General features: G+C 62.8%; 29 protein-coding genes. 13 read left to right on the plus strand and 16 right to left on the minus strand.

Annotated elements, in window-relative coordinates:
- The 9 genes from A7A77_RS00005 to A7A77_RS00045 form a co-directional block, all read right to left on the minus strand.
- The coding region (locus A7A77_RS00005; protein WP_066552495.1) for a P-II family nitrogen regulator at positions 1-283 on the minus strand (283 nt) is incomplete at its 3' end.
- 188 nt (positions 284-471) lie between these two features.
- Positions 472-1170: an endonuclease/exonuclease/phosphatase family protein gene (locus A7A77_RS00010; protein ID WP_066551920.1), complete on the minus strand. Its 699-nt coding sequence runs from the start codon at positions 1168-1170 to the stop codon at positions 472-474.
- 15 nt (positions 1171-1185) lie between these two features.
- A complete protein-coding gene (locus tag A7A77_RS00015) occupies positions 1186-1770 on the minus strand; it encodes a pyridoxamine 5'-phosphate oxidase family protein (protein WP_066551922.1) in 585 nt (194 codons plus the stop codon).
- A 31-nt stretch (positions 1771-1801) separates the two neighbouring features.
- On the minus strand, positions 1802-3340 hold the full coding sequence (locus A7A77_RS00020; RefSeq protein ID WP_066551925.1) for a peptide chain release factor 3: 1539 nt from the start codon (positions 3338-3340) through the stop codon (positions 1802-1804).
- Positions 3341-3347: 7 nt separating this feature from the next.
- On the minus strand, positions 3348-4097 hold the full coding sequence (locus tag A7A77_RS00025) for an SDR family NAD(P)-dependent oxidoreductase (RefSeq protein WP_066551926.1): 750 nt from the start codon (positions 4095-4097) through the stop codon (positions 3348-3350).
- 3 nt (positions 4098-4100) lie between these two features.
- A complete protein-coding gene (locus tag A7A77_RS00030; RefSeq protein WP_066551929.1) occupies positions 4101-5009 on the minus strand; it encodes an aldose 1-epimerase family protein in 909 nt (302 codons plus the stop codon).
- A gap of 10 nt (positions 5010-5019) precedes the next feature.
- Complete coding sequence (gene pheT / locus A7A77_RS00035; protein WP_066551932.1) at positions 5020-7419, minus strand: phenylalanine--tRNA ligase subunit beta; 2400 nt, start codon at positions 7417-7419, stop codon at positions 5020-5022.
- The gene (gene pheS / locus A7A77_RS00040) at positions 7416-8555 is read right to left on the minus strand and encodes a phenylalanine--tRNA ligase subunit alpha (RefSeq protein ID WP_066551934.1); all 1140 of its coding nucleotides are present in this window, start codon (positions 8553-8555) and stop codon (positions 7416-7418) included. The genes pheT and pheS overlap by 4 nt, the downstream gene beginning before the upstream one ends.
- A gap of 466 nt (positions 8556-9021) precedes the next feature.
- Complete coding sequence (locus A7A77_RS00045; RefSeq protein ID WP_066551936.1) at positions 9022-10611, minus strand: phosphoenolpyruvate carboxykinase; 1590 nt, start codon at positions 10609-10611, stop codon at positions 9022-9024.
- Positions 10612-10957: 346 nt separating this feature from the next.
- On the opposite strand from A7A77_RS00045, the gene A7A77_RS00050 reads away from it, so the two are divergent.
- The 7 genes from A7A77_RS00050 (at position 10958) to A7A77_RS00080 (ending at position 16305) form a co-directional block, all read left to right on the plus strand.
- Positions 10958-11668, plus strand: a complete 711-nt coding sequence (locus A7A77_RS00050) for a response regulator transcription factor (RefSeq protein ID WP_066551938.1) — start codon at positions 10958-10960, stop codon at positions 11666-11668.
- Positions 11669-11723: 55 nt separating this feature from the next.
- Complete coding sequence (locus A7A77_RS00055; RefSeq protein ID WP_066552497.1) at positions 11724-13307, plus strand: ATP-binding protein; 1584 nt, start codon at positions 11724-11726, stop codon at positions 13305-13307.
- The gene (locus A7A77_RS00060; RefSeq protein ID WP_066551940.1) at positions 13304-13726 is read left to right on the plus strand and encodes an HPr kinase/phosphorylase; all 423 of its coding nucleotides are present in this window, start codon (positions 13304-13306) and stop codon (positions 13724-13726) included. The genes A7A77_RS00055 and A7A77_RS00060 overlap by 4 nt, the downstream gene beginning before the upstream one ends.
- 28 nt (positions 13727-13754) lie before the next feature.
- A complete protein-coding gene (rapZ, locus tag A7A77_RS00065; protein WP_066551941.1) occupies positions 13755-14693 on the plus strand; it encodes an RNase adapter RapZ in 939 nt (312 codons plus the stop codon).
- A gap of 111 nt (positions 14694-14804) precedes the next feature.
- Positions 14805-15209, plus strand: a complete 405-nt coding sequence (locus A7A77_RS00070; RefSeq protein WP_066551943.1) for a PTS sugar transporter subunit IIA — start codon at positions 14805-14807, stop codon at positions 15207-15209.
- Positions 15206-15496 (plus strand): HPr family phosphocarrier protein, encoded by a 291-nt coding sequence (locus A7A77_RS00075; RefSeq protein WP_066551945.1) that lies wholly within the window; start codon positions 15206-15208, stop codon positions 15494-15496. The genes A7A77_RS00070 and A7A77_RS00075 overlap by 4 nt, the downstream gene beginning before the upstream one ends.
- Positions 15497-15510: 14 nt before the next feature.
- The gene (locus A7A77_RS00080) at positions 15511-16305 is read left to right on the plus strand and encodes a TrmH family RNA methyltransferase (RefSeq protein ID WP_066551951.1); all 795 of its coding nucleotides are present in this window, start codon (positions 15511-15513) and stop codon (positions 16303-16305) included.
- Here the strand turns inward: A7A77_RS00080 and A7A77_RS00085 are convergent.
- The 4 genes from A7A77_RS00085 to recR form a co-directional block, all read right to left on the minus strand.
- Positions 16302-17018 carry a hypothetical protein gene (locus A7A77_RS00085; protein ID WP_066551953.1) on the minus strand — a complete coding sequence of 239 codons (717 nt, stop codon included), beginning with the start codon at positions 17016-17018 and terminating at the stop codon, positions 16302-16304. The two genes, A7A77_RS00080 and A7A77_RS00085, sit on opposite strands and share 4 nt — an antisense overlap.
- A 6-nt stretch (positions 17019-17024) precedes the next feature.
- Positions 17025-18467 carry a DNA recombination protein RmuC gene (locus tag A7A77_RS00090; protein WP_066551955.1) on the minus strand — a complete coding sequence of 481 codons (1443 nt, stop codon included), beginning with the start codon at positions 18465-18467 and terminating at the stop codon, positions 17025-17027.
- A gap of 124 nt (positions 18468-18591) precedes the next feature.
- On the minus strand, positions 18592-19158 hold the full coding sequence (locus A7A77_RS00095; protein ID WP_066551956.1) for a peptide deformylase: 567 nt from the start codon (positions 19156-19158) through the stop codon (positions 18592-18594).
- A 68-nt stretch (positions 19159-19226) separates the two neighbouring features.
- Positions 19227-19856 (minus strand): recombination mediator RecR, encoded by a 630-nt coding sequence (gene recR, locus A7A77_RS00100; protein WP_066551957.1) that lies wholly within the window; start codon positions 19854-19856, stop codon positions 19227-19229.
- 60 nt (positions 19857-19916) lie between these two features.
- Between recR and fmt the strand changes: the two genes are divergently transcribed.
- Together fmt and truA are read left to right on the plus strand one after the other, a co-directional pair.
- Positions 19917-20822: a methionyl-tRNA formyltransferase gene (fmt, locus tag A7A77_RS00105; RefSeq protein ID WP_066551958.1), complete on the plus strand. Its 906-nt coding sequence runs from the start codon at positions 19917-19919 to the stop codon at positions 20820-20822.
- Positions 20823-20829: 7 nt separating this feature from the next.
- Entirely contained in the window at positions 20830-21576 is a 747-nt protein-coding gene (gene truA, locus A7A77_RS00110; RefSeq protein ID WP_066551961.1) for a tRNA pseudouridine(38-40) synthase TruA, read from the plus strand.
- Positions 21577-21580: 4 nt separating this feature from the next.
- Here the strand turns inward: truA and A7A77_RS00115 are convergent, their stop codons facing one another.
- Genes A7A77_RS00115 through A7A77_RS00125 form a run of 3 tightly spaced genes read right to left on the minus strand, consistent with a single transcriptional unit; the run spans position 21581 to position 23592 of the window.
- On the minus strand, positions 21581-21790 hold the full coding sequence (locus A7A77_RS00115; RefSeq protein ID WP_066551963.1) for a dodecin: 210 nt from the start codon (positions 21788-21790) through the stop codon (positions 21581-21583).
- A 55-nt stretch (positions 21791-21845) separates the two neighbouring features.
- Positions 21846-22823: a cobaltochelatase subunit CobS gene (gene cobS, locus A7A77_RS00120; protein ID WP_066551964.1), complete on the minus strand. Its 978-nt coding sequence runs from the start codon at positions 22821-22823 to the stop codon at positions 21846-21848.
- A gap of 43 nt (positions 22824-22866) precedes the next feature.
- The gene (locus A7A77_RS00125) at positions 22867-23592 is read right to left on the minus strand and encodes a winged helix-turn-helix transcriptional regulator (protein WP_066551965.1); all 726 of its coding nucleotides are present in this window, start codon (positions 23590-23592) and stop codon (positions 22867-22869) included.
- A gap of 80 nt (positions 23593-23672) precedes the next feature.
- Here A7A77_RS00125 and A7A77_RS00130 point away from each other — a divergent pair, with 80 nt between their 5' ends.
- The 4 genes from A7A77_RS00130 to A7A77_RS00145 are packed head-to-tail and all read left to right on the plus strand — an operon-like array spanning position 23673 to position 25987.
- A complete protein-coding gene (locus A7A77_RS00130; protein ID WP_066551968.1) occupies positions 23673-24101 on the plus strand; it encodes a VOC family protein in 429 nt (142 codons plus the stop codon).
- Positions 24102-24112: 11 nt separating this feature from the next.
- Positions 24113-24793, plus strand: a complete 681-nt coding sequence (locus tag A7A77_RS00135) for a glutathione S-transferase family protein (protein ID WP_066551970.1) — start codon at positions 24113-24115, stop codon at positions 24791-24793.
- A 3-nt stretch (positions 24794-24796) separates the two neighbouring features.
- On the plus strand, positions 24797-25156 hold the full coding sequence (locus A7A77_RS00140) for a DUF1428 domain-containing protein (protein WP_066551971.1): 360 nt from the start codon (positions 24797-24799) through the stop codon (positions 25154-25156).
- 27 nt (positions 25157-25183) lie between these two features.
- Positions 25184-25987: a VOC family protein gene (locus tag A7A77_RS00145; RefSeq protein ID WP_066551973.1), complete on the plus strand. Its 804-nt coding sequence runs from the start codon at positions 25184-25186 to the stop codon at positions 25985-25987.
- Positions 25988-26018: the final 31 nt, after the last annotated feature.

The raw sequence follows: 26018 nt of genomic DNA on the forward strand, positions 1-26018 counted from the left end.
CGAGTACGAAGATCTTCCCGTCACCAATGGCTTCGGTGCTGCCGGTCTTCTGGATCGTTTCCACGATCTGCGGCGCAAGCGCATCGCTTGCGGCGATCTCGATCTTCACCTTGGGCAGCATGTTGGTGGAATATTCCGCACCGCGGTAGATTTCGGTCTGTCCCTTTTGACGCCCGAAACCCTTGACCTCGGTGACCGTCATGCCGGCGACGCCCAGCGAGCTCAGTGCCTCGCGAACTTCATCCAGCTTGAACGGCTTTATGATGGCGATGATGAATTTCATCTCAGCCCCCTTCTTGCCTCCCGGCCCGTCTGCCGGTTTCAACATCGAAGCAAGGAGCGTGCCAGAATCGAAAACAATGGATTTTCGGCAGAATTCGGGGACCTCACCAGTGTAACCCAAAATTCATATTCCCGCCCTGAATCCGAGCAAGGCTGCAAGTATGCCTAATTTTTAGGCAACAATTGCGATCAGGATTTGAGCACGAAAGTGGCCCAGACGGGCAAGTGATCCGACGCACGAGAGGCGAGAACGCTGTGGTGGACCCCGCTGGCGACGGGTTTCCATTCGCGACTGGCAAAGATCCTGTCCAACCGCGCGATCGGGCGGCGGGTCGGAAAACTCGGCCCGCAATCCAGCGACTGCCAGTGGTCACGGAAGATCCGAAGCATCCCTCCGGTGCTGGACCACTCGTTCGTGTCCCCCATCACGACCGTCGGGCAATTTTCGGAGCAGCCGTCGATATGGTTCAGCACGGCCTCGGCCTGATGACGACGGCGAAACCCCGACAGGTCGAGATGCATGCCGACCGCACGAATGCGGTGTCCGGAAACTTCCAGATCGACGCGAACGGCCCCGCGCGGCTCGAGGGTCGGAAGAACAAGGGGGTCCGCTTCAACCACCGCAATGTTCTTTTTAAGAAGGAACGTGTTGCCATGCCAGCCAAGGCTGCCGGGCCGGCCCGGCAAAGCGATCGGGCGATAGGCGGAATCCTCGATCCTTGCGCGGGGAAGGACGCTCTCCCTCTGCCCGAACCGGCGATCACACTCCTGCAAGGCGACGATATCAGCATCCATTTCGTGCAGGACCGCGAGGATCCGGTCCGGATCCCTTCGCCTGTCCAGCCCGACTGCCTTATGGATGTTGTAGGTGGCGAACTTCAGCTCCATTATCGTCCCAACGCCTCAGGAAGCATCGGGTTCTGACTGTCCCTGCCCGGAACCGAAATATCGCTTGGGGGGCCGCACCGGCAATCCATCAATACTGCTATTGCGCCCCTGCTGCCTGGCAAGCCATTCGTCTTCGCCTGTTTGCGCGTGATATTTCGTCAGTGTCGGTCGCTCTCGCTCGAACTCCATGTAAGGAACGCCGTAACCGCAACTGGTCTGTACGGTTTGGACCTCAATGTCGAAGATCTGCCGGGTGCCGGGCAAGATGGTAAAATGCTCAGCAAGATCGCTCCAGCCCTCATCCTCCGCAAGAACCGGCCTGCCCCGCCCATATATGCGGAGTATCATCGCCGGATTGGCGAAATTGCAGAACATGATCGTAATCCGCGGGTCGACAGCCAGATGGGCGTGCGTCTCGTTGCCCGATCCGGCAAGATCTAGATAGGCGACACGGTTCGGGCCGATAATGCGAAAGGCATCATAACCCTTCGGACTGAGATTGACCCGGCCCGAAGGCGCAGCTGTAGCGACAAAAAACACCGGTTGGGCTGCGATCATCGCGCCATGCCGTTCGTCCAGCGCATCGAAGAATTGTGCCATGCCCTGACCTTATCGATGCGGGCAAGCCGTGTCAGCGTTCTTTCGTCGCGCCGAAACCAAGGTCCGGGTTTTTTTCCTGCTGGTAACCGACATCCCACGATGATTTCGCGAGGAAGACCGGAGCGCCATCGCGATCCCTCGCCATATTGGCGCGGTTGAAGCCTGCGAATTCCTCGATCTTGCGGTCGTCGCCCTTGATCCAGCGCGCGGTTGCGAAAGGTGCAGGCTCCAGCCCCGCTTCCACCTTGTATTCGGCAGAAAGGCGGCTGATCAGCACGTCGAGCTGCAGCTGGCCGACAACACCGATCACCCATTGGCTGCCGATTTCCGGATAGAAGACCTGGATCACACCCTCTTCCGAAAGATCGTCCAGCGCCTTGCGCAACTGCTTGGTCTTCGTCGGGTCGACCAGTTGGACGCGCCGCAGGATTTCGGGTGCGAAGTTCGGCAGGCCGGTGAAGCGGATGTCGTTCTTTTCCGAAAGGCTGTCGCCAACGCGCAGCGTGCCGTGGTTCGGAATGCCGATGATGTCGCCCGGTTCCGCCGTGTCCGCGATCTCGCGGTCCTGCGCGAAGAACATGATCGGTGAATGGACCGCAATCGGCTTGCCCAGCCCCGAAGGCGTGAGCTTCATGCCGCGCTTGAAGGTGCCGGAAACCAGTCGCATGAACGCAATGCGATCGCGGTGCTGCGGGTCCATGTTGGCCTGCACCTTGAAGATGAAGCCCGAAACCTCGTCCTGCGTCGGCTCGACCGGTCCGGCTTCGCTCGGCTGCGGACGCGGCGGCGGGGCGTATTGCGAGATCGCCTCTATCAGCTGGACAACGCCGAAATTCTTCAGCGCCGAACCGAAATAGACCGGCGTCAGGTCGCCGCCGCGATAAGCTTCCACGTCGAACTCGGGGTAGCCCATCTGGGCCAGTTCCGCCTGCTCGGAAAATTCCTCCGGAATCGTCGCGTTTTCATCGACCTTGCCGAGGAACTCCTTAGATCCGCCTTCGGGCCGCGCGACCGAACCATCGGCAAGGTCCAGGATCCCTTCGAATCGGCCGCCCATGCCCACCGGCCACGTCATCGGGCAGACGTCCAGCGCCAGCATGTCGGCCACTTCGTCGAGCAGTTCGAAAGGCTCGCGCCCTTCGCGGTCGACCTTGTTGACGAAGGTGATGATCGGCACCGAACGCAGGCGGCAGACTTCGAACAGTTTGCGGGTCTGCGGCTCGATCCCCTTGGCCGCGTCGATCACCATGATCGCGGAATCGACCGCGGTCAGCGTGCGGTAAGTATCTTCGGAGAAGTCCTCGTGGCCCGGTGTATCGAGCAGGTTGAACGTGATGGTGTCCCCATTCTCGTCGACCCGCTCGAACGTCATGACAGACGACGTGACCGAGATGCCGCGCTGCTGTTCGATCTTCATCCAGTCAGAACGTGCGCGCCGCGCCTGACCGCGGGCCTTCACCTCGCCTGCAAGGTGGATCGCCCCGCCGGTCAGCAGCAGTTTTTCGGTAAGCGTCGTCTTACCGGCGTCAGGATGCGAAATGATCGCGAAAGTGCGGCGCTGGGATGCCATCTGGATTTCAGTCTTGCTTTCGTGCGACCTGAAAACCGGCAAAGCTCTGGCTTACCGGCATCAGTTCGAGTGTGTTGATGTTGAGATGCGGCGGCAAGGTTGCCACCCAAAGCACTGTTTCTGCGATATCTTCACCCGTCATCGGATCAGATCCGGCGTAAAGATCGTCACTGGCCTTCTGGCTGCCGCCAGTGCGGATCACGGTGAATTCGGTTTCGACCATGCCCGGCTCGATCGATGTCACCCGCACGCCCGTTCCGTGAAGATCGGAGCGCAGGCCGAGGCTGAACTGCCGGACGAAAGCCTTTGTCCCGCCATAGACGTTGCCGCCGGTGTAGGGATAAGTCGAAGCAACAGACGACAGGTTCACGATCGCCCCCTTACGCTCGATCAGCAGCGGCAGAAGTTTCCGCGTGAGGGACACCAGCGCGGTCACGTTGGTGTCGATCATGGTCTTCCACTGGTCGAGATCGCTGTCCTGCGCCTTTGACGTGCCAAGCGCCAGCCCTGCATTGTTGACCAGGCAGTCCACCGCTGCGAACTCCCCTTGCAGCGCGTCCAGCACGATATCACGCGCAGCTTCGTCCCGCACGTCGAAGGCGGCAGGCATGAAACGGTCGCCCAGTTCGTCGCGCAGCGCCTCCAGCCTGTCCGCGCGGCGGCCCGTACCCACGACATGCCAGCCGGCGCCCACAAATTCGCGCGCGCAGGCTGCGCCGATGCCCGAAGTCGCTCCGGTCACGAGTGCGGTCGGCATGGTCTAGTCTCCTGTAACGGCTGGTCGGATCGTGATGTCTACGCGGAACGAGCGCTCTTCGCCCGGTTCCAGTTCCATGACGCCGGGCTTTTCGTGGAAATCGCCGTCGAAACCAACGGGGTCGGCGTGACCCGCCCACGGCTCGAGGCAGATGAAGTCGGCCCCCGGCTTTTGCCAGATGCCCAGCATCGGGCAATCGGGAAAGGCCATCTGGATCGCCGCTGCGCTGGCGCCCTCACCTTCGGGAACCGCGCCTTCGTAGCACAGGCCGCGACTTTCCAGCTTGTCCCAGATCAGCGCGTCGGCACGGAACAGCCCGGAATGGAGAGCGATCCTGCGATCCACGACCGGCGTATCTTCGAAGAAACAGAGCAGTCCGTCGCTGTCGAGGCGGCGGATCGGGCCTGCCTCTCGCTCGAAAAAACGCACGGAATGGTCACGCTTGTCCCCGCCGCCGGGAAGCGGCCAGGCGAAACCGGGGTGGAAGCCGATGCTGAACGGCATCGCACTTTCACCGGTGTTCCGAACGGTTGCGGTAATCGCGAGCGTCGCGTCCTCTATCGCGTAATGGAGGTCGAGGTCGAACGCGAAGGGGAAAACCGCCCGCGTGTCATCGTCGTCCGACAGCCGGAACAGCGCTGCATCATCGTCGTGCGAAACGCAGTCGAAAGCGCGTTTGCGGGCAAAGCCATGCCTTGGAAGGGCATATTCTGCCCCGTCCAGCCGCAGCTTGCCGCCCGCCAGTTCGCCCACGATGGGGAACAGGATCGGCGAGCGGCCCGACCAGACTTCGGGGTTGCCATCGGTCATCCACTCGGCCCCGCTGGCATCGGTCAACGATACCAGTTCGGCGCCGAGCGACGAGATGCGAGCGGTCAGCCCGCCCGATCCGATGGCGTAAGTCTCGCTCATCCCCCCGTCATCAACCCCTGAGTGTTGCGCCCTGCTTGGCAGCAGCAGCCGTTACCGCGTCGCTGACCGCCTTGAGATCGGCATCGGTGAACGTCGCTTCGACCGGCTGCATCGTGACCTCGATCGCCAGAGACTTCTGCCCCTCGGGCACGCCCTGTCCGGTGAATACGTCGAACAGGCGGGCATCGACGATGCGCTTCTTGTCCGCAGCCTTCACCACGCGAACCAGATCGCCTGCGGGAAGATCGGCAGGGACGAGGAACGCGAAGTCGCGCGACACGGCCTGAAGCGAGGGCGGCGTGTAGCTGGCCCGCGTGAACGTGGCCGCGCCCTTCTTCGCCGGAATCGCTTCGAGGTCGATTTCGACCACCACGACTGTGCCTTCAAGGTCGAACTGCTTGGCGGCCGAGGGGTGCAGCGTACCGAAGCGCGCGAGCACGTTCTTGGGGCCAAGACGCAGCGTGGCCGACTGGCCGGGGTGATACTGGCTCCCCGCCTCGCCCATGATCATCATGTTGCCGACCGGCGCACCGGCGGCTTCCAGAAGAGCAATAGCCTCGGCCTTGGCGTCGAACGCGTCGAAACCCTGCGCCTTGCCGGACTGCCACGAACGCGGAGTACGTTCACCCGCCAGCACAACGCCGAGCGTCAGGCGCTCGTCGCTCGCGCCGCCCTTGCCGCGCAGGTAACGGCGGCCAACCTCGAACAGGCGGACCGAGGAAGCGCCGCGCGCCATGTTGCGCTTTGCCGCCATGAGCAGGCCGGGGATGAGCGAGGGGCGCATGGCCTTCATGTCCTCGCTGATCGGGTTGGCCAGGACCCAGAGCGGTTCGTCGGCAAAGGCTTCTGCCTCCGCCATAGGCAGGAACGACCAGGTGATCGCCTCGTGAAGCCCTCGCGCAGCAGCGGCGCGGCGCGCACGGCGTTCGCGGCTCTGCATCGGGGTCGCGGTCGGCTTGGCGACGCCCTCGGCACGCGGCAGCGCGACCGAGGGGACATCGTCCAGACCGTGGATGCGGATCACTTCCTCGACAATGTCAGGCGCGCCGTCGACGTCGGGACGCCAGCTCGGCACGGTAACCGCCCAGTGGTTCTCGACCTCGGCGATCTCGAAGCCCAGCGCGGACAGGATGCGGCGCTGTTCGTCCTCGCGCACGGCGACGCCGCCGAGGCTTTCGGCCAGCGCGGGTTCGTAGCGGACGACCTTGCCGCCCGCAGGGGGCGCGCCGACATGGACCGCCTCGCTCGCCTCGCCCCCGCAGATGTCGAGGATGAGGCCTGTCAGGACTTCCAGACCGGTGCCGAGAAAATCGGTGTCGACCCCGCGCTCGAACCGGCTGCGTGCATCGCTCGTCAGGTTGAGCGCGCGGCCTGTGTGGGCGATGCGTTCGGGATCGAAATACGCGACTTCGAGCAGGACGTCGCTGGTATCGTCGCCGCAGCCCGAATGCTCACCGCCCATGATGCCCGCGATGTCGTGGACGCCGTTGTCATCGGCGATCACGGTCATGCTCTCGTCGAGCAGGTAGTGTTTTTCGTTGAGCGCGGTGACGCCCTCGCCCGCTTTGGCACGGCGTGCGACAATCGCGCCGGACAGCTTAGCGACATCGTAAGCATGGCTGGGACGGCCATAAGTCAGCATCACATAGTTGGTGATGTCGACAAGCGCCGAGATCGGACGCTGCCCCCCCGACTTGAGGCGCGCCTGCATCCATGCCGGGCTCTGCCCGTTGGTCACGCCCTTGATGACGCGGCCGAAGAACGCGGGGCATCCTTCGCGGTCGTCGCTGCGAATCTCTACCGGACAGGGATAGCTGCCCGCGTGGACCGTATCGGCCACCGGCTTCAGCGTGCCGAGGCCTGCCGCCGCCAGATCGCGCGCAATGCCGTACACGCCCATGCAGTCGGGGCGGTTCGGCGTGATCGAGAGGTCGAAGGCCGGATCGTCGAGATCCGCGAAAGTCGCGAACTCGGTGCCGATCGGCGCATCGGCGGGAAGCTCGATGATGCCTTCGTGATCGTCGCCAAGGTCAAGCTCGCGGCTCGAACACATCATACCGTTCGATTCGACACCGCGGATCGCGGCCTTGCGCATTTCCATGCCGTTCGACGGCACGACCGCGCCCGGAGTGCCGAGCACGCCGACAAGGCCCGCACGCGCATTGGGCGCGCCGCAGACGACCTGCAGCGGGTTGCCGTCACCCAGATCGACCGACAGCACTTGCAGCTTATCGGCATCGGGATGCGGCGCGGCGGTCAACACTTTCGCCACGCGGAACCCCGCGAGAGCCTGCGCGGGATTCTCGATGCCTTCAACCTCCAAGCCAATCGCGTTAAGCTTCGCCGCGATTTCAGCGACGGTCGCTTCGGTGTCGAGGTGGTCCTTCAACCAGGAGAGCGAGAACTTCATGCGCCTACTCCCACGCCGCCGGAAAGGGTGGGCACATCGAGCGCCGCAAATCCGTAATGCTTCATCCAGCGCAGATCACCGTCGAAGAACGCGCGCAGGTCGTCCATGCCATATTTCAGCATGGCAAGCCGGTCGACACCGGTGCCGAATGCAAAGCCCTGCCACTCGTCGGGGTCAAGCCCGCCGAATTCGATGACGCGGCGGTTGACCATGCCCGAGCCGAGCACTTCCATCCACGCATGCCCTTCATCGTCGCCCGAACCACCGACGACCCGCCTGCCCTTTTCCATCGAATAACCGACATCGACCTCGACCGAAGGTTCGGTAAAGGGGAAGTAGCTGGGACGTAGGCGCAGGACGATGTCGTCACGCTCGAAAAAGGCCTTGAGGAAGGTCTCCAGTGTCCATTTCAGGTGTCCGAGATGGATGCCCTTGTCGATGACAAGTCCTTCGATTTGGTGGAACATCGGCGTGTGCGTCGCATCGCTGTCAGAGCGGTAAACGCGGCCCGGCGCGATGATGCGCAGCGGCGCGCCTTCCTTCAGCATCGAGCGGATCTGCACCGGCGAGGTATGCGTGCGCAGCAGCATCGAGCGGAACTCTTGTTGGCCTACCGCTTCGCTATTTGAGGCCGGCTGGGCCTCGGACATATCCGGGAAGTAGAACGTGTCGTGCATCGCGCGCGCCGGATGGCTTTCCGGCATGTTGAGCGCGGTGAAGTTATGCCAGTCGTCCTCGATCTCAGGCCCCGTTGCGACGGCAAAGCCCAGATCCGCGAAAATTTCCGCCAGTTCGTCCATCACCTGCGAAACAGGATGAACCGAACCGGTTGGCGCGTCAGGCGAAGGGAGCGACAGGTCCAGCGTTTCGGAAGCGAGCCTTGCCTCCAGAGCGGCACCTTCCAGCGCGGTCTTGCGCGTTGCCAACGCGGCGGCAACCTCGTCGCGCACAGCGTTGAAAAGCGCACCGGCCTTTGAGCGTTCTTCAGGGCTCATTCCGCCAAGGGTCTTCATCAGCCCTGAAATGCTGCCTTTTTTGCCGAGATAGGCCACGCGATGCTGTTCAAGAGCATCCAGTGTTTCCGCATCGGCAATGCGCGCCAAGGCCTCGGCGCGGAGCGAATCGGTGTCTGTCATGAATCCTGTCGCTAAATTTGTTCTGAACGGTTGCGAGCGCTCTCTAGGCACACGGCGGCGGCTCCGCAATGCCCCGCCTTGGCGCGACGCTGACGCCAAACCATGACAACCGTTGTCGATAGATGACAAACGCTGTTCGAAAGGACCCTGCCAGCTTGCGGCAGCAAGGAGGGCTTTTCATAGCTGTGCGCAAGATCACTGCCACTATTGGCCCTTCCATATAGCAAGGGTCGTAAGGGGCCAGTGTCCATATCGCTCGGATAGGGTCGCAGTCCTTGCGAAAGCTCGGCATCCGGTGCGCAGGTTGGGGGACCGGCGCAACGGAATCCGGGGGATTTGAAGGCGCGGAATGTTTCAGGCATTCCGCGCCTTTTTCCATTTCTGCAGGGCGCAACATCACATCCCAACGAAAACACCCCGGATCGCAAAGATCCGGGGTGTTTTGCTTGCCGGTTAGCGGATGCGATCAGGCTGCGGTCGGCGCGGCCTTGCGAACGCCTTCATCGACGTGGGCCTCGAAATCCGCAAAGTTGTCGACGAACAGCTGCACCAGCTTCTGTGCCGTGCTGTCGTATTCTTCCTTGTCAGACCAGGTTGCCCGCGGGTCGAGGATGGTCGTGTCGACGCCCGGAACCGCGACCGGAACCTCGAAACCGAAATTCTCGTCCTTGCGGAACTCGACATCGTTGAGCGAACCGTCGAGCGCTGCGTTGAGCAGTGCGCGCGTCGCCTTGATCGGCATGCGCGATCCGGTGCCGTACTTGCCGCCCGTCCAACCGGTGTTCACCAGCCAGCACTGCACGCCGCCCTTCGCGATACGTTCCTTCAGCAGGTTACCATAAACGCTAGGGTGACGCGGCATGAACGGTGCGCCGAAACAGGTGGAGAATGTCGCTTCCGGCTCAGTCACGCCGATTTCGGTGCCGGCAACCTTCGCGGTGTAGCCCGACAGAAAGTAGTACATCGCCTGATCCGGCGTCAGCCGCGAGATCGGAGGAAGCACGCCGAAGGCATCGGCGGTCAGCATGATCACGTTGGACGGAACCGGACCAAGGTTCTTTTCCGAAGTGTTCGGAATGAAATCGATCGGATAGGCACCGCGCGTATTTTCGGTCTTGCTGGTATCGGTGAAGTCGATCTCGCGCGTGTCTTCATCCATCGCGACGTTTTCGAGGATCGTGCCGAACATCCGCGTGGTGGCGTAGATTTCCGGCTCGCCCTCTTCCGACAGGTTGATCATCTTGGCGTAGCAGCCGCCCTCGAAGTTGAAGACCGCATCGTCCGACCAGCCATGCTCGTCGTCGCCGATCAGCGTGCGGCTGGCATCGGCCGACAGCGTCGTCTTGCCCGTACCCGACAGGCCGAAGAAGATCGCGGTCTTGCCGTCTGCGCCGACATTGGCCGAGCAGTGCATCGGCATAACGCCCTGTTCGGGCAGCAGGTAGTTGAGAAGACCGAAGACGCCCTTCTTCATCTCGCCCGAATATTCGGTGTTGGCGATCAGGATCAGCTTCTCTGTGAAGCTGACGGCGATCATCGTGTCGGAACGGCTGCCGTGACGTTCGGGATCGGCCTTGAAGCTGGGCAGGTTGATGATCGTGTATTCGGGGTCGAACCCGGCCAGCTCTTCCTCGGTCGGGCGAACCAGCAGGGTGCGCACGAACAACGAGTGCCATGCCAGCTGCGTAATGACGCGTACGTTCACGCGATATTCCGGCTGCGAACCGCCGAACAGATCGGCGACGTAGAGCGTTTCCTGATCCTTCAGCGCTTCCATGAAGTCGGTCTTCAGGTTGGCGAAGTGCTCCGCCGACATCGGCTGGTTGATCTTGCCCCAGTTGATCGTGTCCTCGGTCGTCGCATCGCGAACGACGAACTTGTCCTTGACGCTGCGGCCCGTGAAGCGGCCTGTGTCGACGACGAGCGGGCCGTGCTTGCTCAGCCGGCCTTCACCGTTGGTCAGCGCATGTTCGACGAGCGGGGCAGTGCCGAGATTGGCGTAAATTTTCGCCCGGGTTTCGATACCCTGGGCTGCGAGCGGCGTATTGAGCGACACGTCTGTCTCCTGTCAGCGCCCCTGCCGATGGCGTAGGCGGGGCGGGGCCTCTTCATTGAGGCGGGCCTTTCAGCTCTCGACTGTTCGAGCGGGCCAGACCGGCGTTCTCCCTCGTCCTGTCTGCCCTCCGGCCTGCGCCGGAACCGGAATTGCGCATAGTCGAGCGACGGTTTCGCGTCAAACCGCCTGTGAATGAACGACAAGCCGCCCGCGAATCCCGTATTCGGACAGGGCTTTACCGCATGTGCGCAGGGGACTTTTCCCGCACCGGATTGGCGAATCCGTTTACGATTGGCTAAGCGGCTGGCATGGATGCAACACTCGATGCTTCGATCAAGGATGACACATGGCGCAGGTAGTCGCGCTGGTCGATGACGACCGGAACATACTGACCGGCCTTTCGATCGCCCTTCAGGCGGAAGGGTTCGACACAAGGGTCTATTCCGACGGATCGACCGCGCTCGAGTCGTTGATCGAGAATCCCCCGGATCTGGCGGTATGCGACATCAAGATGCCCCGCATGGACGGGCTCGAACTGCTGCGCCGCCTTCGCGAGAAAAGTTCGCTGCCGGTCATCTTCCTGACCAGCAAGACCGACGAACAGGACGAAGCGATCGGCCTTGCGATGGGCGCGGACGATTATATCGCCAAGCCGTTCTCTCAACGCCTGCTGATTGCCCGCATCCGCGCGCTGCTGCGGCGAGAGGAACTGGTTCGCGCACGCCTGACCGGCGGCACCGAGGAACCTCCGGCGGAAGTCATCACGCGCGGGCGACTGGACATGGAGCCGGAGCGCCACCGCGTCACATGGGATGGCAAGCCGGTTTCGCTGACGGTGACGGAATTCCTGATACTGGAGGCGCTGGCCCAGCGGCCCGGCGTAGTGAAAACCCGCAACCAGTTGATGGACGCGGCCTATCAGGACGATGTTTTCGTCGACGACCGCACGATCGACAGCCACATCAAACGTCTGCGTCGCAAGTTCCGCGAGGTCGACCCCGAATTCGGCGGGATTTCGACGCTATATGGCGCAGGCTACAGCTTTGCCGGCGACTGACCAGAAACAAGCGGAACCCCATGCCCGCCTCGATACGCTTGCCGAACCGGAAGCGATCGCGGCCCAGTCCCTGCCCGATGCGCCGGATCGCCTGTTCTGGACCCGCCGCTTTTCGCTGACCACGCGCATTCTTGCGGTGAACGTCCTGATCGTCGGGCTGGTGCTGGGCGGGCTGTTTTTCCTCGACACCTATCGCAAGCAGTTGATCGCCGAACGGTTCAAGCTGGCCCGTTCCGAAGTGGAGATCATCGCCAACGCGCTGGCAGAGGCACCGTCGAGCGAACATGCGGCACTTCTGGCCCGCATCGGGGCGGAACAGCAATTGCGGCTGCGCACTTTCGACGCGCTGGGAGAACTTCAGACCGACAGTTTCGTCGTTGGCGAACCTTCGTTCACGTTCGCCGACCCCGATCACGAGACTTGGGTGCAGGATTTTGCACGCTGGCTGGACAAGGTCGTCGATTTCCTGGTCGGCGCACCGCCGGTCACGCCATACGAACCGGCGAACGATATAGGGCCTGCAACCAAGTCGCAGTGGCCGGAAGTCTTCGTGGCCGAACAGGCAGGGCAAGGCGCTGTAAAACTTCGCTACGCGCCAGACCGGACGCCGGTGATCACCGCCGCAGCGCCCTATGGCCCGCAAGGCGAAACCTTGCTGACCATGCGCAACGCAGTGGACATAACCCAATCCGTCCGCTCGGCACGGCAGACGCTGCTCATCCTCCTCACGCTCGGCATTATCTTCTCGATCCAGCTATCGTTGTTTCTGGCCCGCACAATCGTTCAACCGATCAAGCTGCTTTCCCGCGCCGCCGCCCGTGTCCGGCTGGGTCGCGACCGCGAAGTCGTCGTCCCGCGTCTGCCGGAGCGCGGGGACGAGATCGGTATGCTGGCCCGCGCGCTTTCCGACATGACCGGCGCGCTACGCGAGCGTATCGATGCGGGCGAGGCATTCGCTGCCGATGTCAGCCACGAACTGAAGAACCCGCTGGCGTCGCTGCGTACCGCGCTCGACACGCTGGAAACTGTCGACGATCCCGATCTCAAGCGGCAACTGGTCGATATAGCCAAGGCCGACGTGCGCAGGCTGGACCGCCTCATTACCGAAATTGCGGAGGCGACGCGGGTCGATGCGGAACTGTCGCGCACTACATTCACGCCGGTGGACCTGTTTGCGCTCGCCGAAGGGGTAATCGGCGGCCGGACGATGGCTGCGCGGATCGGGGAGGAACGCGACCTCACCTTCGAAGTGGAAGGCGCGCCGACGAGCGCGACGATGGTCATGGGCGATGCGGCGCGGCTGGAACGCGTTCTGGAAAACCTTGTCGACAATGCCGCCGGTTTTTCGCCCCATGGCGGCAGGATCGCGGTCGGTTTCGAAGACCTTGGCGAACGAGTCGAGATGACGGTTACCGACGACGGCCCCGGCATACCGGAGGAGGAACGCGACAAGGTGTTCGAACGTTTCCACTCGGTCCGCCCCGAAGCGGCCTTCGGCTCGCACAGCGGGCTGGGACTGGCCATTGCCCGCTCGATCATGGCCGCGCATGACGGCACCTTGACCGTGCGGGACCGGGCGGACGGCAAATCGGGTGCGGTGATGGTTGTCACCCTCCCCTCTCTGGAGCCGGAATCTTGAATGCCATTTCCCATCAGGCCACCTGCGTCGCGATCGAGGGGCGGGCCATCCTCATCGAAGGCGAACCGGGCATCGGCAAAACCAGCCTCGCCCTCGCACTGATCGACAGGGGGGCAAAGCTGATCGGGGATGACGGCGTCCTGCTGGAAAGGCGCGATGACCGCCTTTGGGTCCTGCCGCACCCCAACACGCGCGGGCTTATCGAGGTCCGCAATGTCGGCATTGTCACCATGCATTGCGGCGATGCGCCGGCAGCTCTCGTGCTGGAACTCAGCGATCTTGCCCCGCGCCATATCGACGCGCCCGGGAAAGTGCTGCGCCATGGCATGGAACTGCCCTGCCTGTCGTTCTGGCCATCCAGCCCGATCGGCGCTTTTCGTGCCGAGTTGGCACTGGCCGTGCACGGGCTCACCGCATGACTGCGAAACGGGTAAAGATGGCGATACGATGCTGACCGAATCGCCAACTCGAAAAACGCGGGTCCTGCTTGTCACCGGCCTGCTTGGCGCGGGTAAGACGACCGCTCTTCGCGCCCTGGAGGATCTGGGCTGGGAACCGGTCGACAACTTCCCCGTCCGCCTGATCGGCCGCCTGATCCACACCGCCCCCGGCCCCGGGCACGACAGCGACGGCGCGGACGGCGACACCCCCCTTGCCATCGGGTTCGATTCGCGCACGCGCGGCTTCGATCCGCACGCGACGGTGGCAGACATCGCAGCCATTGCAGAGGCGGAGGATGTATCGTTCAGCCTGCTCTACCTCGATTGCGGAGCAGAGGAACTGGAGCGTCGCTACAACGAGACGCGTCGCCGCCATCCACTCGCCGCAGACCGCCCACTTGCCGAAGGTATCGCGGCAGAGCGCGATATGATGGAGCCGCTTCGCCGCGTTGCCGATGTGGTGATCTCGACGACGCAGTTTTCTACCAACGACCTGCAGCGCACGATCCGCGAGCTGTTCGCGCCCAGTGCCCCGCAAGAGATGACCGTCACGGTTTCCAGCTTCGGCTTCTCACGCGGGATGGTGCCGACGGCAGACCTCGTGTTCGACATGCGCTTCCTGGACAATCCACACTGGATCGATGAATTGCGCCCCCTGACCGGCAAGGACGAAGCCGTGGCCGAACACATCCGCAGCGACCCTGCGTGGGAAGAAGCGTTCACGCGCATCCGCGACCTGGTGGCGATGCTGCTCCCCCGCTACGAAGCGCAGGGCAAGTCGTATGTGAACATCGCCTTCGGCTGCACCGGTGGCAAACACCGCTCCGTTTTCGCGACCGAAACGATGGCGGCGGCGCTTCGCGATCTGGGCTATTCGCCGAATGTCCTGCATCGCAACCTTGACTCAGGCACCACCGATCTGGTCGAAGGCGCGACCCGCGCATGAGCGTGCCGAATCATCTGGATTGCAAGGACCGTGTTTGCCTTTCAGGACAAGGCCATGGTTGGTTAATCGACGCCTCGATAGTAAAGAGGTTGGGACTGCTTTAGGAACGACATGATCGGGCTTATTCTCGTAACCCACGGTAATCTTGCGGAAGAGTTCGTCCGCGCGATGGAACACGTGGTCGGACCGCAGGACGATGTCGTGCCGATCTGCATCGGCCCGAACGACGACATGGAACAGCGTCGCAACGAAATCCGCGATGCGATTGCCTCTGCCGATTCGGGCAAGGGCGTGATCGTGCTCACCGACCTGTTCGGCGGCACACCGTCCAACCTTGCCATATCCCTGCTTCAGGCGGGCAAGGTCGAAGTGATTGCCGGCATCAACCTGCCGATGCTGATCCGGCTTGCCGGCGCGCGGGTCGAAATGTCGGTGACGGATGCCGTCATCGCGGCGCGGGAAGCGGGCCGGAATTACATCACCATCGCCTCCGAATTCCTGGGGCAGGACGCATGAACGCGCCGGTCGCGGATTATCGCCGCCGCGTCACGATCTGCAACCAGCGCGGCCTCCATGCGCGGGCCAGCGCCAAGTTCGTCGGTGTCGTGGCCGGGCTTCCGGCAGGGACAAGCGTGAAAGTGGTGCGCGATGCGAACGAAGCGGCTGGCGGCTCGATCCTCGGCCTGATGATGCTGGGCGCTGCCAAGGGTGACGAGATCGAGATCATCACCGCCGGATCGAACGCGGCAGAAGCGCTGGAGGCGCTCTGCACCCTTGTCGAGGATCGCTTCGGCGAAGAATAGGAGCCGGGCGAGCCATGCGCCGCATCACCGGCCTGTCCAACCCCACCGTAAAATCCCTGCGCGCCCTGCGCGACAAGAAGCACAGGCGTCGCGAGCGTCGCTTTCTTGCCGAGGGCCTGCGCCTGCTGACCGACGCGCGCGAAACCGGGCATTTGCCCGCGATGCTCGCCATGGCCGAAGGGCGCGAGCGGCATCCGCTGCTCGATGCACTGATCGCCGATGTCGAAGCGGCGGACGGCGACGTTGTCGAACTGTCGGAAGCCGCGCTGGCGAAGATCACAGGCAAGGACAATCCGCAGGCGGTATGCGGCGTGTTCGAGGAATTCGACACCGCGCTGTCCGGGATCGACCGGAAATCCGCTCCCCTCTTCCTCGTGGCGCAGGCCATGCGCGATCCGGGCAACCTCGGCACGATGTTGCGCACAGCCGATGCCGTCGGTGCGGGCGGCGTCATCTTGATCGACGATTGCGCCGACCCGTTCAGCGTGGAAGCAGTGCGCGCCAGCATGGGGGCGATCTTCACCGTCCCGCTGGCACAGGCGCGGTGGGAGGAGTTCCGCGATTGGCTGCGATCGGGCGCGGGTCAACTTGTTGCCGCATCGCTTCGCGAATCGCATGACTATCGCAAGGCTCCCTACGCAGCGCCCTGTTTCGTCATGGTCGGCAACGAATCGCGAGGGCTGCCGGAAGACTATGAAGCGGAATGCGATTTGCGCGTCCATATGCCCATGCTGGGGCGAGCCGACAGCCTGAACGCCGCCGTGGCCGCTGCCGTACTTGGTTATGAAGTGCTGGCCGCAGTCGGCTAGTCGCCGGCGATGAACATGTCGATCATCCAGCCGTTCGGCCCGCGCGTCATGGCCAGCCGGTAATCCGCGATCGAACGCAGCTTGTCTTCGGCGACATAGCCCTTCGCAGTCCCGTCACGCGTCGCAACTTGCCTGAACCCATCTACGGGCTCTTCATCGCCTGTTGTCTTGACCAGATCGAAATCGACGGACCCGACTCTCGTCGCAGCAGCATCGGGCGCAGCAAGCATGGCGACGCCGCTTCCTGTCACCCAATAAGTTAATGCCGGATCAGTATCGCCACCCGCGCGGGTGGCGATCCAGGGTAACACCGCATCTTCGCGGTTGTCGGAGGCACAACCCAGATGCTGCAGCTCGTCCAGTTCGCCCCACAGACTTTCGTCCGTTTCGAGCCGCCGCCGAAATTCATCTATCCCCGCGCCGCCGCCAAGGTCGAGCTTGATGGCGGGATGGGCAAGACCGACCAGAGCATCGACATCGCGGTTTTCGACGGCCGCGAAAAGTCCGGAGCGGAAGGCGTCGAAACCGGGAAGCATTCGGCATTCGTCCAGCGGCGCGTAAGGCCCGGTCGCCGGCTCACCGTCCACCCGAAGCGCGGGGACCGCAACCGGCGCGGCCATTTCCGCCGACTGGGGTTCCCCTGCCGAGACGAGCAAGAGCCCGACCGCGAGCGTCGCCGCGCCGATGCCGGGGATCAGCGCCCCGGCACGCAAGTCAGATCATCCGCTTTCGTTTCCATCGGCATAGGAAAGCTTGAGCCCGCCTTCCGGTTCCGGATCGGGCATCACGTCGTCCCTGCCGTAACGCGGCGCAGCCTCGACCAGCGGGACCTCCTCGATCTCGCGCTTGCCGATCTCGATGCCCTTTTCCGACAGCCTGCGACCGGACGAAAGCACATTGCGTTCAAAGCTTCCGACGAACTTGTTGTAGTTGTTGACCGCAGTTTCCAGTCCGCCGCCAACGCGCTTCAGATGCTCTGCCGCCACGGCCAGTCGGTCGTAAAGTTCGGCCCCGGCCTTGCCGATTTCCACCGCCTCACGCGCGATCGTGTCCTGTCGCCAGACCTGTGCGACCGTTCGCGCAATCGCAACCAGATTGGTAGGAGTAGCCAGCAGAACCTTGTTACGAAACGCAAAATCCCAAAGCTCCGGATCATGCTCAAGCGCGGCGGCGACGAAGTGTTCGCCCGGCACGAACATCACGACATAGTCCGGCGCATCGTCGAACTGGCTCTGGTACCCCTTCGATCCCAACGTCTGCACATGGTTGCGCATCGACTTTGCATGGAGGTCGAGATGCCTCGTCCGCTCCTCACCCTCGTCCGCCTCGAACGCAGCCTGATAGGCGTTCAGCGAAACCTTGGCATCAATGACCAGCTTCTTCTGCCCCGGCACGTTGACGATGGCATCGGGGCGCAGGCGTCCCTCTTCCGTCTCCATCGAATGTTCGAGATGGAAGTCCGTATGCTCGGCAAGCCCGCACTGTTCGAGCACGTTCTGCAACGCCCGCTCCCCCCAGCGTCCCCGCGCCTTGGGGGCATTGGTCAGCGAATTGCCAAGTCGCTGCGCTTCGCGGCGAACCGCTTCCTGGCCCAGCTTCATCTGTTCGATCACACCGGCAAGACTGCCAAAATCCTTGACCCGCTTCTCTTCCAGCGCAGCAACCTGCTCCTCATAGGCTTTCAGCCGCGCGCCGACCGGTTCCAGCAACGTCCGGATCTTTTCCGCATTGGTCTTTTCGCTTTCGGTAAACCGCTCGTTCGCGCGTTCCAGAAACCGGGCCTGCGCGCCTTCCAGTGCCTTTACGCCCATCGCCTCGAACTGCTTGCCCAGTTCCTCGCGCGCTTCCTTCAACAGCGCTTCACGCTCGGCAAGGTTGGCCCTGTCCTTGTTCAGTTCGGCCACCTGCACGCGCAAGCCATCATTCTGAAGCCGCGCATCGCGCAATGCTTCGTCTAGACCGGCGGCCCGATCGGCCCGTTCGCTCATCGTGGCGAGTTCGGCGATCGCGGTGCGGAACTTCTCGTCACGTTCCCTCAGTTCCCCTTCAAGACCGGCATGGCGCGTACGCCAGTCCGCCAAAGGGCGGGAACCGAGAAACCAGCCGATGCCGATCCCTATAACAAGGGCGACGATCACGAGGATGAGCGCAAGTATATCCATGCACGGAACATACATCGAACATCACGCGACGCAAGCGCTCACCCCGACACGTGGCAAAGTTCTCCCCGATGCAATCCCGATGCAAAAAGGGCCGCTCAAGCGGCGGCCCTTCGAGTTATTCGGATCAAGCGGCCTTGCGCAGCTTTTCCAGCTTCTTCATCGCCATGTTCCGCTTCAGGCGCGACAGGTGGTCGATGAAGACGATGCCGTTCAAGTGGTCCATCTCGTGCTGGATGACCACGGCCATCAGGTCGTCCATCGCCTCTTCGTGTGTGTTCCCCTCAAGATCCTGCCAGCGCACGCGGCAAGTGGCGGGCCGATCGACTTCGGCGAAGATGTCGGGGACCGACAGGCAGCCTTCGTTATAGGCCTTGGTGTCTTCCGAGGGATCGAGGATTTCGGGGTTCACGAAAACCTGCGGTTCCTTTTTCGTCGGCTGGTGATGGTGGTGGTGCCCGTCATGGTCGCAAGGTACCGGCTCCGCATCCGGATCTTCCGGCTGCAGGTCGATGACGAGAACGCGCAGCGGCACGCCGATCTGGATCGCGGCAAGGCCGATGCCAGGTGCATCGTACATCGTCTCGAACATGTCCTCGACCAGCTGCTTCAGCTCGTCGTCGAACTTCTCGACCGGCTTGGAGACCTGCTTGAGCAGCGGATCGGGCACTTCAATGATTTCGCGGATAGCCATGGCGGCTATTTAGGGATTGTGCACGATTCCGACAAGGTGGCGTGAACGCCCCCTTCACCCCACCGCCATCACCCTACAGGACGGCGCGCGCGCAGAGCCTGCGCCAGCGTGCCTTCGTCCATATAATCCAGCTCGCCGCCGACGGGCAGGCCATGGGCAAGCTGCGTTACGCGAACAGGCCGTTCCTCCAGCCGTTCGGCGATGTAATGCGCCGTCGTCTGCCCCTCCAGCGTGGCGTTCATGGCCAGCACGACCTCGTCGATCCCGCCTTCTTCGATGCGGGCAAGCAGGCTGCCTATGGCCAGATCTTCCGGCCCGATGCCATCAAGCGCCGACAGCTTGCCGCCCAGCACGTGATATTTGCCGGTGTAGAGCTTCGCCCGGTCGAGCGCCCAGAGATCGGCGACATCCTCCACCACGCAGATCGACCGGGCATCGCGGCGCGGGTCGGCACAGATATGACAGGGATCGATGGTATCGACATTGCCGCACGTGCCGCATTCCACCAGCGTTTCACGAACCGCCTGAAGCGCGGAAAGCAGTTCGACCAGTGCGGTTTCCCGTCGCTTTACCAGCCAGAGCACCGCACGGCGGGCCGAACGCGGCCCCAGCCCCGGCAGTCGCGCCAATGCGGAAGCCAGTGCCTCTATCGGATCGCCGCGGTAACCCGGACCGCCACCAAGACCTTGTGATGCCATGCACCCGAAGATAGGGACTGCCGCGCCGGACAGGAAGTCCGCCGACAAGGAACTCTACCGATGCGCGTCATCTTCATGGGAACGCCGGATTTTGCGGTGCCGACTTTGCGGGCCATCGTGGCCGCGGAGCACGAGGTCGTGGCCGCCTATTCCCAGCCGCCCCGTCCGGCCGGTCGCGGCAAGAAGCTGCAGCCCTCGCCCGTACACCTCGCGGCAGAGGAGATGGGCATCATGGTGCGCACCCCGCCTTCTCTGAAGCCACAGGAGGAGAAAGACGCTTTCGCCGCGCTGCAGGCCGATGTTGCGGTTGTCGCCGCATACGGACTGCTGCTGCCGGTCGCCGTGCTGGAGGCGCCGAAGTTCGGCTGCCTCAACGTCCATGGTTCGATCCTGCCGCGCTGGCGCGGGGCGGCGCCGGTGCAGCGCGCGATCCTTGCCGGAGACGCGACGACGGGCGTTACGATCATGCAGATGGAAAAGGGCCTCGATACCGGCCCCATGCTGCTGAAACGAACAACGCGCATCGACGAGAAGACGGCAGGCGAGCTGACCGACGAAATCGCGGCGATGGGTGCCGGGGCGATGGTCGAGGTGCTGTCACGACTTCCCCACGTTCGCGCCGAGACTCAACCGGTGGAAGGCGTGACTTACGCGCACAAGATCGACAAGGCCGAAGCGCGGATCGACTTTGCCAAAGGCGCGGAGTCGATCGAACGACAGGTGCGCGCCTTCGCCCCTCGCCCCGGTGCGTTCTTCGAGCTTGAGGGAGAGCGCATCCGCGTGCTTGCCGCAACGGTCATCGGGCGCGAAGGCGCGACAGCGACCACGCTGGACGACCAGCTGACCATCGCCTGCGGCTTCGGCGCGATCAGGCCCACGCTGGTGCAGCGCGCGGGCAAACCGGCAATGGAAACGGCGGCCATGCTGCGTGGCTATCCGATTCCCGCAGGTACAGAGATCAGGTAACCGGCACGTGACGCGCTTCGCCCTCACCATCGAATTCGACGGCTCGCCCTTCATGGGCCTGCAACGGCAGGCGCACGGCCCATCGGTGCAGCAATCGGTGGAGGAAGCGGCAGCCGCGATTACCGGCGAGGACGTGCGCATGCACGCGGCAGGCCGCACAGATACGGGCGTTCACGCACTCGCCATGCGCGCGCATATCGACGTTGCGAAGGACATCGAGGCTTTCCGCCTGATGGAAGGGTTGAATGCACGGCTGCGCCCAGATCCGATCGCGATCACCGATTGCCGCGCGGTGGCCGGCGACTGGCACGCGCGCTTTTCATGCATTGGTCGTGCCTATGTCTATCGCATCGTCAACCGCCGCGCCCCGCTGACGCTGGACCGTGGCAAGGCATGGCAAGTCGCCAAGCCGCTGGATCACGCGGCGATGCACGAGGCTGCACAGCATCTTGTCGGGCAGCATGATTTCACCACGTTCCGGTCGGTCCATTGTCAGGCGCAAAGCCCGGAAAAGTCGCTGGACAGGCTGGATGTGGAACGTGCCGGCGATGAAATCCGCATCCATGCAGAGGCGCGCAGCTTCCTGCATCACCAGGTCCGTTCCATGGTCGGATGCCTCGCCCTTGTCGGCATGGGCCGCTGGACGCCAGGCGACGTGCGCAGCGCGCTGGAGGCCCGCGACCGAAAGGCACTCGGCCTTAACGCGCCGCCGGACGGGCTCTATTTCGTGAAGGCCGTCTATCCGGACGAATAGCCGGTCAATCCTCGAGCACGAAGCCGACCTTCAGCACGACCTGATGCTGGATCGTGCCGTCATCCTCGACATAGCCGCGCTGGCTGACGACTTCGTACCACTTCACCTTGCGGATCGTCGCCTGCGCGCGCTTTAGCGCAACCTCGATCGCGGCATCGCTGCCCTTGTGCGAAGTCCCGACGATCTCGGTCAGCTTGAAGACGTGGTCTGACATGACATCCTCCTGTTCTGGCTATGGAACAGGAGGATACCCTATTTCACACGGCAGGTCAGGCCTTGTGGACGACGCTTTCCGGCAGGTCCTTGCCGAACACGCGCTGGTAGTATTCGGCAACCAGCATCCGCTCCGTCTCGTCACACTTGTTGAGGAACGAGAGGCGGAAGGCGAAGCCGATGTCGCCAAGGATCTGCGTGTTCTGCGCCCACGAAATCACCGTGCGCGGGCTCATCACGGTGGAAATATCGCCGTTGATGAAACCTTGCCGCGAAAGATCGGCAGTGCGGACCATGCGGGTGATGGTTTCCTCGTCCATCTCCGGCACCTTGGCCTTGACGATGCTGACTTCCGTCGCCTCGGGCAGGTAGTTCAGCGCGACGACCATGTTCCAGCGGTCCATCTGCCCCTGGTTGATCGCCTGCGTACCGTGATAAAGCCCGCTGGTATCGCCAAGCCCCACAGTGTTCGCGGTGGCGAACAGACGGAAGTAGGGGTTCGGGCGGATCACGCGGTTCTGGTCGAGCAAGGTCAGCTTGCCGGCCGTTTCCAGCACGCGCTGGATCACGAACATCACATCGGGACGGCCCGCATCGTATTCGTCGAACACCAGCGCGGTCGGCGTCTGCAGCGCCCACGGCAGCAGGCCTTCGCGAAATTCGGTGACCTGCAGCCCGTCGCGAAGGACGATTGCGTCACGGCCCACAAGGTCGATACGGCTGATATGCGCGTCGAGGTTGATGCGCACGCAGGGCCAGTTGAGGCGCGCCGCGACCTGTTCGATATGCGTCGATTTGCCGGTGCCGTGATATCCCTGCACCATCACGCGGCGGTTGTGGGCAAAGCCTGCGAGGATCGCCAGCGTCGTGTCCGGATCGAACACGTAGGCATCGTCGGTATCAGGCACGCGTTCGTCGGCCTTCGAAAAGGCGGGAACCTTCATGTCGATGTCGATGCCGAAAGTGTCGCGCACGTCGACTTCGACGTCCGGTGCGGCAAGGGCGGTGTGGTGGCTGTTTGTCATGTCGTTCATTGCACGGGTCGCGGTAAACGCCTGCGCGCTGCGCTGCAACAGCCTATGCGCTATCCTTTGTGTGGATCGCGTTCTTTGGCGGGAGTGCGAACAAGGCGGCAAAGCGATCCGCCAGTTCCCGATCGCCCTGAAAGCGCAGTCCGCATTCGGCCTCCACCTCGGCCAGAGGTCGCTTGCCGTAGAAATAGGGCAGCAGTGCGTTGGCCGTGTCACCGTCGAACGTAAGGTCGGCTTCCGGCGACGCTCCATCACACTTCGATACGCGAAGTTCGCCACCCGCCAGCCGCGCCACGAACCTCTCCGCACCCAAGACGAAGTCGATCACGAGTGCAATGTCGCGAGCGGCAACCGGATCGATCATCGTGCGCAGCGACAGCATGGCCGAAACCGGCGTCAGCGGCAGGGTCGGATCGTGGCACGGCGATCGCACGGACCAGCGGCCGAGGACCTGCATGATCTCCTCTGTCTGATAACCCCATTCGGTCAGTTCATAGACTTGCGCCGAAGCCGGCGGCGGCAGCATCCGGCGCGTCAGCAGCCCAGCACCTTCCAGTTTCTCCAGCCGCTCGGTCAACACCTTGGCGCTGATTCCGGGCAAGTTGGCGCGGATCTGCGAAAACCGCAGGGCCCCAAGCATCAGTTCGCGCATTACCAGCAGTGACCAGCGTTCGCCGATCAGTTCCATCGCGAACGCAGCGCCGCAGGCATCGCCGTACCAGCGGCCATGCTCAACGCCTTGCCCCGCGTTAGTATCTTTTTGAAACTTCATAGTTGCTTTTTGTAACTCAATAACCCACGAATCGCAACGAAAGACGGCGAATCGCGCCGCGCCAACCGGAGTAGACGCTGATGACGCGCAAGATTTTCATCAACTTACCCGTGACGGACCTGCCACGTTCCAAGGCTTTCTACACGGCTCTTGGCTTCGTCAACGAACCGAAATTCACCGATGATACCGCCGCTGCCATGCAATGGTCCGATCACATCGTCATCATGCTGCTTACGCATGACAAGTGGCGCCAGTTCACCGACCGTCCCTTCGCGGCCGAAGGCGCGTCCAGCCTGCGCCTGTGCATCAACCTCCCCTCTCGCGGGGAGGTGGAGGAGATGAACCGCAAGGCAAGTGCAAACAACGGCATGGCCGATGCCGATCCACCCACCGACTACGGCTTCATGATGAGCAGGGCTTTCGCCGATCCCGACGGACATATCTGGGAACCGATGTGGATGGACGAAGCCGAGTTCGAGCGAATGCAGCAAGCCGAATCCGAAGCCTGAAGGGAAAGAACGTGCCCATCGATCAATCCAGCCAGATCGTCATAACGGGATTCGATTGGGTTCCGGACTTTGCCAAAGGGTACGTTCGTGACTTGCGGGCGCGTTGGGCATGCGAAGAAGCGGGGATCGGCTATCGAACACGGCTGATCAGCGCCTTCGACCGGCCCGAATGGTTCTATGCCGAACAACCGTGGGGGCAGGTTCCGGTGCTGAAGGACGGCGACATCCACTTGTTTGAAAGCGGCGCCATCCTGCTTCACCTTGGCGAGAAGGACGAACGCCTTCTCCCGCGACACGGGCAGGCGCGGGCCGATGCAACCGGATGGCTGTTCGCAGCTTACAACAGCGTGGAGCCGTTGAGCTTCGAAATGACGCGAGTAGCGATGGCCGGTGATGCCGATTGGGCGAAGCTGCGCGAGCCATCGCTACGAGAAACGATCGCCAGCGCACTTGACCGGCTGCAGACCGCGATCGGCGACCGCGAATGGCTCGCCGGAGCCTTTTCCGTTGCCGACATCGCGATGGTAACCGTCTTGCGCGAGCTGCACGGCAAGGACCTGCTGGATCCGCACCCCGACCTGGCGGGTTATCTGCAGCGCGGCATGGCCCGGCCTGCCTTCCAGTCCGCGCTTGCGGCACAACTTGCCGATTTCGACGACAGCCGTGCACCCAATCCGAAACAGGAGGCCTGAAAGATGTATGTACAAGGATTCGTGATCCCGGTGCCCGAGGGCGCCAAGGCGGACTATCTCGCGATGGCTGAAACAGTGAACGCCTGGTTCGTCGAACAAGGCGCAACGGAGGTCGTCGAATGCTGGGAAACCGATGTTCCCGACGGCAATCTCACCGATTTTCGCCGCGCGGTGCAGGCCGAAGCGGGAGAAAAGATCGTCTTCAGCTGGATGATCTGGCCGGACAAGGCGACATGCGACGCCACACATGAAAAGATGATGGGCGAGGACAGCCCCTTCAAGGACATGGGCGAGACCATGCCGTTCGACGGCCGGCGGATGATCTACGGCGGTTTCGCGCCGATCTTCACTCTGGGCCGCTGATCGCCGACATCCGGAAAAGGATTAGTCATGCAAAATTCCGCCGGCGAACCGATCTGGTACGAACTTCTGACGATCGACATCGACAAGGCGCAAGGCTTCTATGAAGCTGCCGCCGGATGGAAGATCAACGCCCCGCCGCCCGAAATGCAGTCTGTAGACGGCTACCGCTTCATCCAGCGCCGTGACGGGCAGGCCACTGGCGGTGTAATGCAATTGAGCAAAGAGATGCAGAGCGGCGGCGCCAAGCCGAAGTGGAACGTCTATTTCGCGGTGGACGATGTCGACGCGGCTGCCGCCAAAGTCGCCGGACTGGGCGGTACGGTCCACATGGGGCCACTCGATCTTGAAGGGGTTGGCCGGATGGCCTTCGCCGCCGATCCGCAGGGCAACACGTTTTACCTGATGCGCGGATTTTCCGAAGGCACCAGCGATGTCTATGCACGCGCCTACGAAGAAGGAAAGTGCGGGTGGAACGAGCTGATGACCAGCGATCTCGACGGCAGCCTCGCCTTTTACAAGGCGCTGCTGGGCTACGAAGTCAACGAGACGATGGACATGGGACCCGAATACGGTGCCTACTGCTTCCTTGACCTCGGCGCGATGCGGCTCGGCGCGGCGATGAAGGCCATGGCCGAGGTCCCGACCGGCTGGCGCTTCTTCTTCCACGTTCCCGATGTCGAGGCGGCGAAGGAAGTGGTCGAAGCCAATGGCGGCACGGTTGTCATGGGACCGCACGACGTTCCCGGCGGACAGAGGATTATCTTCGCCATCGATCCGCTTGGCGCGGGCTTTGGCCTTGTTGCACCTCAGAAAGCTGCGCCGCAGAAATAAGCCCCATCGGGCCAGGCCCGTTCAAGATAGA

Source organism: Croceicoccus bisphenolivorans, assembly GCF_001634625.1.
GTDB classification, from domain to species: Bacteria; Pseudomonadota; Alphaproteobacteria; order Sphingomonadales; family Sphingomonadaceae; genus Croceicoccus; species Croceicoccus bisphenolivorans.

Coding starts and splice junctions, on each gene's coding strand:
- A7A77_RS00010 (WP_066551920.1), bottom strand. CDS start 1,170: ATGGAGCTGAAGTTCGCCACCTACAACATCCATAAGGCAGTCGGGCTG.
- A7A77_RS00015 (WP_066551922.1), bottom strand. CDS start 1,770: ATGGCACAATTCTTCGATGCGCTGGACGAACGGCATGGCGCGATGATC.
- A7A77_RS00020 (WP_066551925.1), bottom strand. CDS start 3,340: ATGGCATCCCAGCGCCGCACTTTCGCGATCATTTCGCATCCTGACGCC.
- A7A77_RS00025 (WP_066551926.1), bottom strand. CDS start 4,097: ATGCCGACCGCACTCGTGACCGGAGCGACTTCGGGCATCGGCGCAGCC.
- A7A77_RS00030 (WP_066551929.1), bottom strand. CDS start 5,009: ATGAGCGAGACTTACGCCATCGGATCGGGCGGGCTGACCGCTCGCATC.
- pheT (WP_066551932.1), bottom strand. CDS start 7,419: ATGAAGTTCTCGCTCTCCTGGTTGAAGGACCACCTCGACACCGAAGCG.
- pheS (WP_066551934.1), bottom strand. CDS start 8,555: ATGACAGACACCGATTCGCTCCGCGCCGAGGCCTTGGCGCGCATTGCC.
- A7A77_RS00050 (WP_066551938.1), top strand. CDS start 10,958: ATGGCGCAGGTAGTCGCGCTGGTCGATGACGACCGGAACATACTGACC.
- rapZ (WP_066551941.1), top strand. CDS start 13,755: ATGCTGACCGAATCGCCAACTCGAAAAACGCGGGTCCTGCTTGTCACC.
- A7A77_RS00070 (WP_066551943.1), top strand. CDS start 14,805: ATGATCGGGCTTATTCTCGTAACCCACGGTAATCTTGCGGAAGAGTTC.
- A7A77_RS00075 (WP_066551945.1), top strand. CDS start 15,206: ATGAACGCGCCGGTCGCGGATTATCGCCGCCGCGTCACGATCTGCAAC.
- A7A77_RS00080 (WP_066551951.1), top strand. CDS start 15,511: ATGCGCCGCATCACCGGCCTGTCCAACCCCACCGTAAAATCCCTGCGC.
- A7A77_RS00090 (WP_066551955.1), bottom strand. CDS start 18,467: ATGGATATACTTGCGCTCATCCTCGTGATCGTCGCCCTTGTTATAGGG.
- A7A77_RS00095 (WP_066551956.1), bottom strand. CDS start 19,158: ATGGCTATCCGCGAAATCATTGAAGTGCCCGATCCGCTGCTCAAGCAG.
- recR (WP_066551957.1), bottom strand. CDS start 19,856: ATGGCATCACAAGGTCTTGGTGGCGGTCCGGGTTACCGCGGCGATCCG.
- fmt (WP_066551958.1), top strand. CDS start 19,917: ATGCGCGTCATCTTCATGGGAACGCCGGATTTTGCGGTGCCGACTTTG.
- A7A77_RS00115 (WP_066551963.1), bottom strand. CDS start 21,790: ATGTCAGACCACGTCTTCAAGCTGACCGAGATCGTCGGGACTTCGCAC.
- cobS (WP_066551964.1), bottom strand. CDS start 22,823: ATGAACGACATGACAAACAGCCACCACACCGCCCTTGCCGCACCGGAC.
- A7A77_RS00125 (WP_066551965.1), bottom strand. CDS start 23,592: ATGAAGTTTCAAAAAGATACTAACGCGGGGCAAGGCGTTGAGCATGGC.
- A7A77_RS00130 (WP_066551968.1), top strand. CDS start 23,673: ATGACGCGCAAGATTTTCATCAACTTACCCGTGACGGACCTGCCACGT.
- A7A77_RS00140 (WP_066551971.1), top strand. CDS start 24,797: ATGTATGTACAAGGATTCGTGATCCCGGTGCCCGAGGGCGCCAAGGCG.
- A7A77_RS00145 (WP_066551973.1), top strand. CDS start 25,184: ATGCAAAATTCCGCCGGCGAACCGATCTGGTACGAACTTCTGACGATC.